Source organism: Polaribacter sp. 11A2H (genome assembly GCF_011379025.1).
Lineage (GTDB): Bacteria > Bacteroidota > Bacteroidia > Flavobacteriales > Flavobacteriaceae > Polaribacter.
The window spans coordinates 46,711-59,698 of the sequence record NZ_WTLD01000010.1 but is presented as its reverse complement, the minus strand read 5'-3'; the positions used below and the strand labels follow the sequence as shown (position 1 = coordinate 59,698).

Here is a 12,988-nt window from a genome sequence, read left to right as displayed (position 1 = left end):
GAAATTCTTTAACCTTCAAATAATCTGTATACCCTACATTTCTAGCAATTAACAAATACCTGTTTCTTCTCTTTTTTGCAGTCCTTAATTTATTTTGATAATAGTAAGGCGTTTTACCAAACATACCAGAAAGAGCCTTAGACAGCGCTACAAAGTTTTTCTCAAAAACCTCACTATCTACAGCAACCACATCCATTCTAATTGTAAATTTAGACATAGAAGTAGCCAACAAATTACCATCTGCCGCATAGACATTTCCTTTATTAGCGTAAATAGTATCTTGCCTGATAGTTAATTCTGTAGACAATTTTCTATACTTATCTCCCTCCGTATGTTGAATGGAAAAAATACGAAACACAATAGCCAACAAAAACAGCGTCATAAAAGCAGCTACTATGTAGAATTTGGTAAGTATGCTTTTTTTCTGAGTTGCCAATTTTATTAATCTTTAATGGTTACTTTTATTTTTTTGGGAGGGGATTTTAAAGGCTCTAAACCTCTTGCTTTTGCTTTTTCTCTGATACTCGACTCCATTTTCATTCTCATTAAAATAGTACCAGTATCCACATACACTGCTCTTAACTCTCTTTTCTCTTTATTCATCTTTGAAATCTGAATAACTTTTCGTTCTGCTCTATGTGCACTTGTTATCATAATTAACAACAATGCAACTACAAAAATGATAATTCGCCAATTATTAAAAGCGGCATCATCTGTAAGAAAACTTCCTCTCAGAAAATCGTAGACTCCTTTTTTAACTTTAGACATTTTACTTTCTTAAAGTTGCTATCCTTAACTTAGCACTACGAGCTCTATTATTTAGTTTAATTTCTTGCGCCGTAGGCACAATCAACTTCCCTACTTTTTGCATTGGCTCATTACTTCTACCAAAAACATCTTTCTCTAATTCTCCTTTAAACAAACCTGTTCTTATAAATCTTTTCACTAGTCGATCTTCTAAAGAATGGTAAGAAATTACACTTAATCGACCATCTTCTTTCAACAAATTAGGCATCTGCTCTAAAAACTCTTTTAAAACATCTAACTCCTCATTTACCTCTATTCGAATTGCCTGAAATATTTGTGCAATTATTTTATGTTCTTTTGCTTTTGGCAAATATTTTTGCAATACTTTTCTTAACTGAAAACTTGTATCTATTTTCTCTTCTTGTCTTTTCTCTACAATTGTTTTTGCTATATTTCTAGAATTTCTCAATTCGCCATATAAAAACAATATTTCCGCTAATTTTTCTTCGGAATATGAATTGACAATCTCTTTAGCTGATGTTTTAGATTTCTGATTCATTCTCATATCTAAATCACCATCAAAACGTGTAGAAAAACCTCTTTCCGCTTCATCAAATTGATGAGAAGAAACACCTAAATCCGCCAAAACACCATCTACTTTTCGAACACCATTAAACCTTAAAAACCTTGAGATATATCTAAAATTCTCAGGTATTAAAACAAAACGTTCATCATCAATTACATTTCCTAAAGCATCTGGATCTTGATCAAAACCAAACAATTTCCCGTTAGCACCCAATCTTTTCAAAATTTCTCTTGAATGTCCTCCGCCACCAAACGTAACATCTACATAAACACCGTCTTCTTTAATAGCTAACGCATCTACACTTTCTTGCAATAAAACTGGATTATGATAATTCATCTAATTCTGTATTTCCCATTACCTCTTCAGCCAAATCAGCAAAATCATCTGCTGCATCATCAATGGCTTTTTCATACTTCTCTTTATCCCAAATTTCAATGATATTCACTGAAGAAGACATTACTACTTGTTTTTTAATACCCGCAAACTCAAACAAGTCTTTCGGAATTAAAATTCTACCACTAGCGTCTAATTCTACCATCTTTACTCCTGCTGTAAATCTTCTAATAAAATCATTATTCTTTTTATTAAACCTGTTAAGTTTGTTGATTTTTTCCATCATCAAGTTCCACTCTTTCATTGGATACAACTCTAAACACGGTTGAAAAACAGCTCTTTTCACCACAAAACCATCTTGTAACACAGAATCCAGTTGCTTTTTAAAGGCTGATGAAAACATCAATCTTCCCTTAGCATCTGATTTACACTCATATGTACCGATTAGGTTTATCACTCTTAAAATATATTAATTGAAGTCAAAAATATGTAAATTTTACCACTTTTTACCACATTTTACCACTTTGTTAATAAATAACGCTTTTATTAACAATTCATTGCAATTAGAACCCATTTTATTTTAAAAATAGTCCTTTACGAAAACGATATTTATTTCGCAAAAAAGAATTACATTTGCTTCTAAGCCAATTAAAAATTTAATGACTGATAAGTTAACAGAGGAAGGGAAATTTACATATGCAGAAGCTGGAGAAGGACCTGTAATCATTATTTTACACGGATTAATGGGTGCTTTGAGTAATTTCGACTCAACATTTGATCATTTTTCCAATAACGGATATAAGGTTTTAATACCTGAATTACCATTATACTCATTACCCCTTATAAAAACAAATGTTAAAAACTTAGCAAAGTTTTTAAAGGAGTTTTTAGAACATAAAAAAGTAGAACACGCCATTCTTTTAGGGAACTCTCTAGGAGGGCACATTGCATTATATTTTACAAAACATTACCCACAAAAAGTAAGTGCACTTGTACTTACCGGTAGTTCTGGTATGTATGAAAAAGCGATGGGAGATAGTTTTCCTAAAAGAGGAAACTACGAATATATAGAGCAAAAAGCTAGAGAAGTTTTTTACGACCCAGCTATTGCAACTAAAGAATTAGTAGACGATGTTTACAGTACTGTTAATGACAGAATGAAAGCTTTAAAAACTTTATCTATTGCCAAAAGTGCCATAAGACATAATATGGCTAAAGATTTACCCGATATGAAACATCCAACATGTTTAATTTGGGGAAAACAAGACGGTGTAACACCACCTGAGGCAGCAGAAGACTTTCATAAACTTTTATCGAACTCAGAATTATTCTGGATAGATAAATGTGGACATGCAGCAATGATGGAGAAACCAGAAGAATTTAACAACATTCTTCACGCTTGGCTTACTTCTAAAAACATATAATTCTCACTTAGAGAAATTTCAATAAAAAGACACCCCAGTATAATGAAAATTAGATCTGCAGATTTTGTAATGAGTAATAGTAATGTTACGAATGCTCCAAAAGAAAGAATGCCAGAATATGCATTTATAGGACGTTCTAATGTTGGTAAATCTTCATTAATTAACATGTTAATGGAACGTAAAGATTTAGCAAAAATTTCTGGAAAACCTGGAAAAACACAACTTATTAATCATTTTAAAATTAATGAAGAGTGGTTTTTAGTAGATTTACCTGGTTACGGTTATGCTAAAGTTTCAAAAAAGAAAAGAACTATTTTTCAGTTTTTTATAGAAAACTACTTCAAAGAAAGAGAACAACTAGTATGTACTTTTGTTTTAATTGATTCTAGACACGATCCTCAAAAAATTGATTTAGAGTTCATGAAATTTTTAGGCGAAAACCAAATTCCGTTTTGTATTGCTTTTACCAAAGCAGACAAATTAGGAAGCTCTAAAATAAACAAGCAAATTACTTCTTATAAAAAGAAATTATTAAACACTTGGGAAACGCTTCCAATGTCTTTTATTACTTCTTCTTCTACCGGACTTGGTAGAGAAGAGTTTTTAAATTTTATTGATGGAGTGAATAAAGATGTTGCTAAAGATTTTAAATAATCAAAAATGCATTCTACTAAAGAAAATTTACAAATTTTATTTGAAGACAACCACATTATCATTGTAAATAAACGCGCAGGCGATATTACACAAGGTGATAAAACAGGTGATAAACCTTTAAGTGATGTTGTAAAAGAATACATTAAGGACAAGTACGACAAACCTGGAAACGTATATTTGGGTGTTGTGCATAGATTAGACAGACCCACTTCTGGTATTATTATTTTTGCGAAAACGTCTAAATCTCTAGAACGTCTTAATAAGATGCTACGAGAAAAAACAATTAATAAAACCTATTGGGCAGTTGTAAAAAACCATCCGAAGAAAGAAAAAGACACCTTAATTAATTTCTTAAAAAAGAACCCGAAGAATAATAAATCTACGGCATACCCTAAAGAAATTGATGGTAGCAAAAAAGCGATTCTTCATTATGCCGTTATTAAAAAACTAGATAATTACTCCTTAATAGAGGTAGATTTAGAAACCGGAAGACACCACCAAATTAGATCGCAATTATCTAATATTGGCTGTCCTATAAAAGGAGATTTAAAATACGGATTTAACAGAAGCAACAAAGATGGAAGTATTCATTTGCATGCTCGTAGAATTCAATTTATACATCCAGTCACAAAAGAACAAGTTACCGTTACAGCACCGACTCCGAAAGAAGTTATTTGGAACGCCTGTTTGTAATTTATCATTCTTAAAACACCTCTAATTGTCATTTTTAACTCCAATTGTCATTTCGAGGCTAGGAGAAATCTCATAGCAATGATAACAAACACCTACCTAATTTTATGGGATTTCCTATAAGGATAAAAATAACAAACTGATTGCAAAACAGCATAACAATTGTCATTTCGACGTTAGGAGAAATCTCATAACAGTGATAACAAACACCTACCTAATTTTATATAATTTTCCACTAAGGAAGAAATGACAAACTGATTGCATAACCGCATAACAATTGTCTTTTCGACGATAGGAGAAATCTCATAACAGTGATAACAAGGACCTACCTAACCTTATGGGATTTCTCCCAAAAGGTCGAAATGACAAAACTAAGTGTTTTATTTTTTTCAGATGACCAAGAACAAAAAACTACTCCATCGGCTTAAAAATCAACACATTTTTACTTTGTTCAATTTCAGCTTGATTTAGTTTCATTTTTACAAATTTCCCTTCTAAGTATTTTTTAGTTTGATTTTTGTAATACCTACTAAACACATTACCAGATTGCCCGGTAGGTATAATTGCTAAACTATTTTCTACATCAGAAAAATCGATAATCCTTCTTGTAGATGGTCCCGCAGCTACTTTATAATACCCCGTACTATCTAGTTTAAAAATCTGATTATTTATCACTTCATTCCCACCAATAGTTTCATAAGGACCTAAGTTAAACAGTTTTCGCAACAATCCGCCTGCTTTACCTATTGCATGCTCATACTCTACTGAGATCACTCTGTTCCAAGTCCAATTTTCTACATTTTCACCTAACTGATTTTGTAAAAATGAAAAAGCACTTTTATAAGACGTTTGTATAATATCACTTTTCGTTTCAACCTTATCTTTCGTAGCAATATTATCCCACCAAACAGAATGCTCTCTATTTAGTTGATTTGGCAATACTTCATCCTGCAATTGAGAATTGATAAACAACTCGAAACTACCACCCAATTCATCTTTATAAGTCGCGCTTAAAAACTCATATAAAAAACGATTGTAAATTGTTGGGCCAACAGCTGTTTTTAAATAGTTTCCATCCCAATTTTCAAGAACAGAAAACGCTTTTCTTTCCGATGCAGACAAATCAGATTTATCTACACTTTTTAACAAACCACGAATAATATTAGGCACTGTAGATGATTTCACATCATAAGTCATATTCGCAACATCTTCTCTTGTAAAATCATTCTTTTTATCTAATAATTCTACAATTCTTTTAGCTCTATCTTGCGGCTGATAATAACCAGGATACAATTCTCCTCTTACAGAATCTACTTGATTATTGGCCGAATACACATAATTCCAACTTGGGTTTATAGCTTTCGGATTTTCTTCAAAAGGTAAAAACTCTAAGATTTCATCATTTCCAGAAGCTCCATTTAAATAAGTTTTAGAAGACAAACTGTCTCTTAGTTGATACAATCTTGCCGAAGAAAACCAAGCAATATTATCTTTTGCATCACCATACATTACATTTAAACCTGGTGCGTGAATTCTAGCAACTCCACTTTTAAAATCTTTCATAGAGTTTGCATGAGACATTTTATAAGAAACATCTAACATTTCATTAGGCAGTTGCGTGTACACCCAATTCATGGCAATAGGTCTATCATCTATAATATGTGTTATTAAATTATTCATTATAGGTCCGTGTTTACTTACTTTTACCAGAAAAGTAGTATCCTCTTCATTCTTTATACGAATGGTTTTGTCCCTAAATTCATATTTTTTATAACCTTCTTTGGTTTTATATTCTGCTGCATCCGCAGGATTATTTTCTTCTACATAAAAGTTTAGATCATCATTTGCCAACATGGTTAAACCATAAGCATATTCTCTATTATGTCCTAATAAAGGAAATGGCATTAAAGCAATATTGAATCCATAAATTTCAAAATCGGGTGTTTTTATATGGTTTTGATACCAAACTGAAGGTTGCGAAAACCCAATATGCGGATCGTTTTCAAAAATCACTTTTCCGTTCTTCGTTTTTTCCGGACCTAAAATCCAAGCATTACTACCAATAAAAGGAGAAACAGGTAAATCGTCCATAATGGCAGCTACTGATTTAGAAAATGTAGCTTCAACTTTAGTTGGAATACTTGTTCTGTTAATTGTTAAATACTCATTATTAGTACTCAATAATTCATTTAAATAAGAATCTCCAAGTTTTTCTTTAATCTCAGTTAATAAAGGATCCGTTTTATGAGCAGCTGCAAAACTAAAAGACATATAACCAAAAACATTATAAATATCTTTCATTGTATACTTCTCTTTCTCCACTCCTACCAACGTAAATTCTAAGGGTGTTTTTCCCTCTTCTATATATTGATTTATTCCATCTAAATAAGACTGGGTTAAAATATAAGATTGAGTCGTTTTATCTAGACCAGCAATTGTTACCTCTGCAGCTTCTTCAATTCCTAACCCTCCAAAAAACTGATCTACACTTACCAAGTCTTTTCCAAAAATCTCAGACAATCTTCCGGACGCAATTCTTCGCATTAATTCCATTTGCCACAATCTTTCTTGCGCATGCACATACCCTAAAGCAACATAAGCATCCTCTTCATTTTGAGCATTGATATGCGGCACACCTATTTCATCAAAATAAACAGTTACTTCTTCAGAAATATTTTTTAATTCTAACTCCCCAGAATATTTAGGGTGATATGTTTTAGAGTACACCCAAACAGAAACCACCAGCAAGACTACAAGAATTAACAGAATTTTAAAAAAACGTCCTAAAAACTTCATAAAATTGATTTTTTTCAAAGATAACAGAATTATTATTTACGGATAACTACAAAGAAAATGAAAGTAAGTTGTATTTTTGATGAGCAAAATTTTTTATATGAAAAAAATTCAAATGGTTGACCTACAAGGTCAATATCAACAAATAAAAGAAGCTGTAAATTCTTCTATAGAAGAGGTTTTAAATACTTCAGCATACATAAATGGACCTTTAGTTCATGAATTTCAAGCAGATTTAGAGAAATATCTAGGTGTAAAGCACGTAATTCCTTGTGCAAACGGAACCGATGCATTGCAAATAGCAATGATGGGATTAGGTTTAGAACAAGGTGATGAAGTGATTACTGCCGATTTTACTTTTGCAGCAACTGTAGAAGTAATTGCATTGTTAAAATTGACCCCTGTTTTAGTGGATGTAGATGCAGACACGTACAACATAGATATTGAAGCTTTAAAAAGAGCGATTACTCCAAAAACAAAAGCCATTGTACCTGTTCATTTATTCGGACAAGTAGCAAATATGGATGCCGTTATGGAAATTGCAAAAGAACACAATCTTTTTGTAATTGAAGACAATGCACAAGCAATTGGAGCAGATTACACATTTAAAGACGGAACAAAAAAGAAAGCAGGTACTATTGGTAATGTAGGAACAACTTCTTTTTTCCCTTCTAAAAATTTAGGTTGTTATGGAGATGGTGGTGCTATTTTTACTAATGATGATGCTTTAGCGCATACAATTAGAGGTATTGTAAATCACGGAATGTACACACGTTATTACCATGATGTAGTGGGTGTAAATTCTCGTTTAGATTCTATACAAGCCGGAGTTTTAAAAGCAAAACTACCACTTTTAGACACTTATTGTGAAGCAAGAAGAAATGCTGCTCGTTTTTATAACACAGCTTTATCGGCTTCAGAACATATCATTACACCAACAACAAAATCGAACGCAACACAAAGTTGTGGAGAAATTTGTAACACCTGTGATTGTCACGTTTTTCATCAATATACATTGCAAATTACAAATGGTAAAAGAGACGATTTACACAAACATTTATTAGACCAAGGAATTCCGAATGCAATCTATTATCCTGTAGCTTTGCATTCTCAAAAAGCGTATGCAGACACTCGTTATAAGGAAAGTGATTTCCCTGTAACCAATGAGTTAATTAAAACGGTAATTTCTTTACCAATGCACACAGAGCTAGACAAAGAACAATTAGAATTTATTACAAAGACTATTTTAGATTTTGTAAACTAAAAAGTAATTGCCACGTCATTGCGAGGAGTAACGACGTGGCAATCTCAAAAATAACCAAACAGACTACTTCATCATATTTCCTCGCAATGATAGGTATAAACTAAACACAATGAAAAAAATACTAGTAACTGGAGGCTTAGGTTTTATTGGTTCTCACACTGTTGTAGAATTACAAAACGAAGGTTTTGAAGTGGTAATTATTGACGATTTATCAAACACTTCTATTGGAGTTTTAGACAAAATCACAGAAATTACAGGTACAAAACCAGATTATCACAACATAGATTTAAGAGTTAAAAGTGATGTGAAAAACTTTTTCGACAATAATAAAGTAGACGGAATTATACATTTCGCAGCCTTTAAAGCAGTTGGAGAAAGCATGCACAAACCTTTAGATTATTATGAAAATAATTTAGGAACCCTAGTATATTTATTGCAAGAAATGAGAGATAGAAAGTTAGACAACTTTATTTTCTCTTCTTCATGTACCGTTTACGGTCAGGCAGATGAATTGCCTATTACAGAAAATGCACCTGTAAAAGCTGCAGAATCTACCTACGGGAATACCAAACAAATTGGCGAAGAAATTTTAAGAGATGCTAGTAAAGCACATGGTTTAAATATTATCGCTTTAAGATACTTTAACCCAATTGGAGCACACCCAACCATAAAAATTGGAGAATTACCTTTAGGTGTTCCTCAAAATTTAATTCCTTACATTACACAAACAGCTGCAGGAATGCGTGCAGAATTATCTGTTTTTGGTGATGATTATGATACGGTAGACGGAACTGCGGTTCGTGATTATATTCACGTAGTAGATTTAGCAAAAGCACACATTGCCGCTTTACAACGTTTGATTAAAAAGAACAATAAAAAAGCATTTGAATACTTTAATGTAGGTACCGGAAAAGGAAGTTCTGTATTAGAGGTAATTAAAGCTTTTGAAAAAGCTTCTGGAAAACCTTTAAATTATAAAATTGTCCCTAGAAGAGAAGGTGATATTACTGCTGCTTTTGCAGACACTACTATTGCTAATAAAGAGTTGAACTGGAAAACAGAAAAAACTCTAGAAGAAGCACTTGAGGCTTCTTGGAAATGGCAATTAGCTCAGAAATAAAATTCTTAAAAACTCCAATCTTTACCGATTGGAGTTTTTTTTTGTTTTAATGAGAAACCATATAAGTCTTAGAAAATATAAGATCTAGTTATAATAATTACTTTATTTACAAGCTTTATATAATTGTGAATTGTCCAAAAATAGAACGGTCTTAAAAATTTTGAAATGCTCTAAAACATTGATAAACAAATGGAGTTAGACTGTATTTGGTAGGTGCTGAATTACAAATCTTATTCGGAAAAACTGAATGTAGAAAACACGCCAGCATTAGCTTAAAAACAACTCCAGAAGAGTCAATTTAGTTTGATTCTAAAATTAAAAAAAGCTAACTTCGTTAACTTCTGATATAAAACATTGAAACGATTTAAAATCATTAGAGTTGTGCGTCATACAAAATGAAATTACAAACATTAAACAAGGAATTATAAATGCTTTTTAACTCAATAGATTTTGCAGTATTTCTACCAATAGTATTTCTATTATATTGGTTTGTTGCGAATAAAAATTTAAAACTTCAAAACTTTCTAATAGTTGTTGCAAGTTATGTTTTTTACGGTTGGTGGGATTGGAGATTTCTTTCTCTAATACTATTTAGTACATTAGTAGATTATACAATTGGTCGTAAATTATTAAATGAAGAAAACCAGACGAAAAGAAAAATACTACTTTGGACAAGTTTAGTTGTTAATCTTGGATTTCTAGGATTTTTTAAATATTATAATTTCTTTTTAGCCAATTTTGTAGAAGCATTTAGTTTCTTTGGACATCCTATAAATCCACAAGGACTGAATATCATTCTACCAGTTGGAATTAGTTTCTATACATTTCAGACTCTTAGTTACACAATAGATGTTTACAGAAAAAAACTTGAACCTACTAAAGATTTTATTGCGTTTACAGCGTTTGTAAGTTTTTTTCCTCAATTAGTTGCTGGGCCAATTGAAAGAGCAACAAATTTATTACCTCAATTCTATAAGAAAAGAAAATTTGAATACGATAAAGCAGTTGACGGACTAAGACAAATTTTATGGGGTTTATTCAAAAAGATTGTAATCGCAGATAATGCGGCACAATTAGCGAATGAGATATTTAATAATTCGGCTGATTATTCTGGAAGTACATTAGTTTTAGGTGCATTGTTTTTTACATTTCAAATTTATGGGGACTTTTCGGGATATTCTGATATTGCAATTGGAACATCAAGACTTTTTGGCTTTAATTTAATGCAGAATTTTAATTTCCCATATTTTTCAAGAGATATTGCAGAGTTTTGGAGAAGATGGCACATTTCACTTTCTACTTGGTTTAGAGATTATTTATATATTCCATTAGGAGGTAGTCGTGGCGGAACTTGGATGAAAGTTAGAAATACATTTATAATATTTGTTATAAGTGGCTTTTGGCACGGTGCAAATTGGACTTTTATTGCTTGGGGAGTATTAAATGCTTTATACTTTATGCCTTTGTTACTACTTGGGAAAAACAGAATAAATACCGATACAGTGGCAGAAGGTAAATATCTCCCTTCAATTAGAGAGTTCTTTCAAATGGGAATAACTTTTGGCTTAACTGTATTAGGTTGGGTGTTTTTTAGAGCAGATGATATTGGACACGCTTTAAGTTATTTATCAACTATTTTTTCAAAATCATTAATATCTATTCCTCATTTTCCACAAATGAGATTAGCCCTAACAACAATAATTTTAATTGGTTTTTTCATTATCGTAGAATGGATAGGACGAAATAAACAATTTGCTATTCAAGACTTATCTACTATAAAAAATAGTTATTTACGATACGGCTTTTATCTATGTATTATTATTATTATAATTAGTTTAGGTAATTTTAATGAAAATTCATTTATATATTTCCAATTTTAATATGAAAAAATTTATAATTAAAACATCCATATTTGCAATAGTTATATTGACACTTCTTATGTCCGTAAATTACTGGGGAGATGCTGCAAAAATATTTCATACTGGATATGAGCGTAATATTGCTAATATTATTTATACCAGCAAAAATGCTACAAATATTTCAAATTATGATGAGCGAATTTTACAAAAGGAATTGATTAATAAAATTAAAAGTAAACCAGATATATTAATTCTTGGTTCAAGCAGGACGATGCTTATAAACAGTTCTTATTTTGAAGATAAAAAAGTAATAAATAATAGCGTTTCAGGAGCAAGTATTGAAGATCTTATTGCTATTTATCAAATGTATAAAACAAAAAATATTTTACCAAAGAAAATTATTTTAGGTATTGACCCTTGGATTTTTAATGAAAATAATGGGCAAACAAGATGGAATTCTTTAAAAAGAGAATATTATAGTTTTTTCAACAAAACAATAGATAAGGATATTTTGAACAACAAAACACAACAATTATTTTCGTTTTCCTATTTTCAGTCCTCATTAAGAAGTTTACCTGCAGTAATTTTAGGTAAATCGAATCCTATTGCAAGTAATAAAATATATAATGAAAGCAATACGAAAATTAAAGATGGTTCGCTTGCGTACTCTGAAAAATATAGAAATGCATCTGTTACAGATGTAGATAATAAAATGAAGAGCTATATTGCAGGTAAAATATACTCAATTGAAAAATTTGATAGCATATCACCTAAAATATTTAGTGAATTTGACGACTTATGTAAAGAAGTACTAGCTAATGATATTGAATTGAGTTTTTTCTTAGCACCATATCACCCATTAGTCTATGCAAAAATAAAAGAAGACTATAAAATTATTTTAGAAGAAGAAAATAAAATAATTAAATATGCTCGTCAGAATAATATAAGAATATTTGGTTCTTTTAATCCTGTAAAAATAGAGATTGACAATACAGGATTTTATGATGGGATGCACAGTAAAGAAAAAACAATTCAAAAAATATTAGAAGTACAAACGCACAACAATGTATATAAGTCACTGGTTGATTGGTGATTAAATTGAAAAATCATAAGTATTAATAAACGGTATAGTAATTTGAAAGTTAGGTTTTCCAAAGCACCCAACGCCTCATATACTAACCGTTAACGAAACCGAAAATCAATCACAAAAATAAAAACGAACTCATATCTGTTCGTTTTTTTATTTTAAAAACTTATTAAACGTTTAAATAACTCCTAATATCCAACCACTATAAATTCGATTGCAACATTTTTAAATCTTACTATTTGCCAAAATATAACGGACTTAAAAATTTTGAAATGGCTGCAAAAATTGACAAACAATTGGAGATAGAAAATATTTGACAAGGAAATAATTATACGGAAATTTAGAATATTAAACAAGTTGTAAATGTTTGTTTAAAAAAATAGCAGGAAACATACTTGGTTTGGTTAATTTTTAAAATAAAAATCTCAAAT

11 protein-coding genes and 1 pseudogene are annotated in these 12,988 nt (G+C 30.9%); 7 read left to right on the top strand and 5 right to left on the bottom strand.

What is annotated here, in order from left to right; translation table 11 throughout:
* From GQS58_RS17205 to mraZ, 4 genes and pseudogenes are all read right to left on the bottom strand, one after another.
* A pseudogene (locus tag GQS58_RS17205) lies at positions 1–436 on the bottom strand (penicillin-binding protein); the annotation flags it as partial.
* Between the two features lie 5 nt (positions 437–441).
* Positions 442–768 carry an FtsL-like putative cell division protein gene (locus GQS58_RS13050; RefSeq protein ID WP_166386586.1) on the bottom strand — a complete coding sequence of 109 codons (327 nt, stop codon included), beginning with the start codon at positions 766–768 and terminating at the stop codon, positions 442–444.
* A 1-nt stretch (position 769) separates the two neighbouring features.
* The gene (gene rsmH / locus GQS58_RS13045; RefSeq protein WP_068449615.1) at positions 770–1,669 is read right to left on the bottom strand and encodes a 16S rRNA (cytosine(1402)-N(4))-methyltransferase RsmH; all 900 of its coding nucleotides are present in this window, start codon (positions 1,667–1,669) and stop codon (positions 770–772) included.
* The gene (mraZ, locus tag GQS58_RS13040) at positions 1,656–2,123 is read right to left on the bottom strand and encodes a division/cell wall cluster transcriptional repressor MraZ (protein WP_166386584.1); all 468 of its coding nucleotides are present in this window, start codon (positions 2,121–2,123) and stop codon (positions 1,656–1,658) included. The genes rsmH and mraZ overlap by 14 nt, the downstream gene beginning before the upstream one ends.
* 202 nt (positions 2,124–2,325) lie before the next feature.
* On the opposite strand from mraZ, the gene GQS58_RS13035 reads away from it, so the two are divergent.
* The 3 genes from GQS58_RS13035 to GQS58_RS13025 are packed head-to-tail and all read left to right on the top strand — an operon-like array spanning position 2,326 to position 4,437.
* Positions 2,326–3,090, top strand: a complete 765-nt coding sequence (locus GQS58_RS13035; RefSeq protein WP_166386582.1) for an alpha/beta fold hydrolase — start codon at positions 2,326–2,328, stop codon at positions 3,088–3,090.
* A 42-nt stretch (positions 3,091–3,132) separates the two neighbouring features.
* Entirely contained in the window at positions 3,133–3,744 is a 612-nt protein-coding gene (gene yihA / locus GQS58_RS13030; protein WP_166386580.1) for a ribosome biogenesis GTP-binding protein YihA/YsxC, read from the top strand.
* Between the two features lie 6 nt (positions 3,745–3,750).
* Positions 3,751–4,437 carry an RluA family pseudouridine synthase gene (locus GQS58_RS13025; RefSeq protein WP_166386578.1) on the top strand — a complete coding sequence of 229 codons (687 nt, stop codon included), beginning with the start codon at positions 3,751–3,753 and terminating at the stop codon, positions 4,435–4,437.
* A gap of 408 nt (positions 4,438–4,845) precedes the next feature.
* Here GQS58_RS13025 and GQS58_RS13020 read toward each other — a convergent pair whose 3' ends face one another.
* On the bottom strand, positions 4,846–7,230 hold the full coding sequence (locus tag GQS58_RS13020) for a penicillin acylase family protein (protein WP_166386576.1): 2,385 nt from the start codon (positions 7,228–7,230) through the stop codon (positions 4,846–4,848).
* A 97-nt stretch (positions 7,231–7,327) separates the two neighbouring features.
* On the opposite strand from GQS58_RS13020, the gene GQS58_RS13015 reads away from it, so the two are divergent.
* From GQS58_RS13015 to GQS58_RS13000, 4 genes are all read left to right on the top strand, one after another.
* Entirely contained in the window at positions 7,328–8,491 is a 1,164-nt protein-coding gene (locus tag GQS58_RS13015) for a DegT/DnrJ/EryC1/StrS family aminotransferase (RefSeq protein ID WP_166386574.1), read from the top strand.
* A gap of 109 nt (positions 8,492–8,600) precedes the next feature.
* The gene (gene galE / locus GQS58_RS13010) at positions 8,601–9,611 is read left to right on the top strand and encodes a UDP-glucose 4-epimerase GalE (RefSeq protein ID WP_166386572.1); all 1,011 of its coding nucleotides are present in this window, start codon (positions 8,601–8,603) and stop codon (positions 9,609–9,611) included.
* 428 nt (positions 9,612–10,039) lie between these two features.
* Positions 10,040–11,491, top strand: a complete 1,452-nt coding sequence (locus GQS58_RS13005) for an MBOAT family O-acyltransferase (protein WP_166386570.1) — start codon at positions 10,040–10,042, stop codon at positions 11,489–11,491.
* A gap of 1 nt (position 11,492) precedes the next feature.
* Positions 11,493–12,563, top strand: coding sequence for a hypothetical protein (locus GQS58_RS13000; protein ID WP_166386568.1), 1,071 nt, complete (start codon positions 11,493–11,495; stop codon positions 12,561–12,563).
* Positions 12,564–12,988 lie beyond the last annotated feature (425 nt).

What these genes read in the sequence shown, in the direction of transcription:
- GQS58_RS13000 (WP_166386568.1), top strand. Translation starts at nt 11,493, where the DNA reads ATGAAAAAATTTATAATTAAAACATCCATATTTGCAATAGTTATATTG.
- GQS58_RS13035 (WP_166386582.1), top strand. Translation starts at nt 2,326, where the DNA reads ATGACTGATAAGTTAACAGAGGAAGGGAAATTTACATATGCAGAAGCT.
- GQS58_RS13025 (WP_166386578.1), top strand. Translation starts at nt 3,751, where the DNA reads ATGCATTCTACTAAAGAAAATTTACAAATTTTATTTGAAGACAACCAC.
- GQS58_RS13005 (WP_166386570.1), top strand. Translation starts at nt 10,040, where the DNA reads ATGCTTTTTAACTCAATAGATTTTGCAGTATTTCTACCAATAGTATTT.
- GQS58_RS13050 (WP_166386586.1), bottom strand. Translation starts at nt 768, where the DNA reads ATGTCTAAAGTTAAAAAAGGAGTCTACGATTTTCTGAGAGGAAGTTTT.
- galE (WP_166386572.1), top strand. Translation starts at nt 8,601, where the DNA reads ATGAAAAAAATACTAGTAACTGGAGGCTTAGGTTTTATTGGTTCTCAC.
- GQS58_RS13015 (WP_166386574.1), top strand. Translation starts at nt 7,328, where the DNA reads ATGAAAAAAATTCAAATGGTTGACCTACAAGGTCAATATCAACAAATA.
- yihA (WP_166386580.1), top strand. Translation starts at nt 3,133, where the DNA reads ATGAAAATTAGATCTGCAGATTTTGTAATGAGTAATAGTAATGTTACG.
- GQS58_RS13020 (WP_166386576.1), bottom strand. Translation starts at nt 7,230, where the DNA reads ATGAAGTTTTTAGGACGTTTTTTTAAAATTCTGTTAATTCTTGTAGTC.
- rsmH (WP_068449615.1), bottom strand. Translation starts at nt 1,669, where the DNA reads ATGAATTATCATAATCCAGTTTTATTGCAAGAAAGTGTAGATGCGTTA.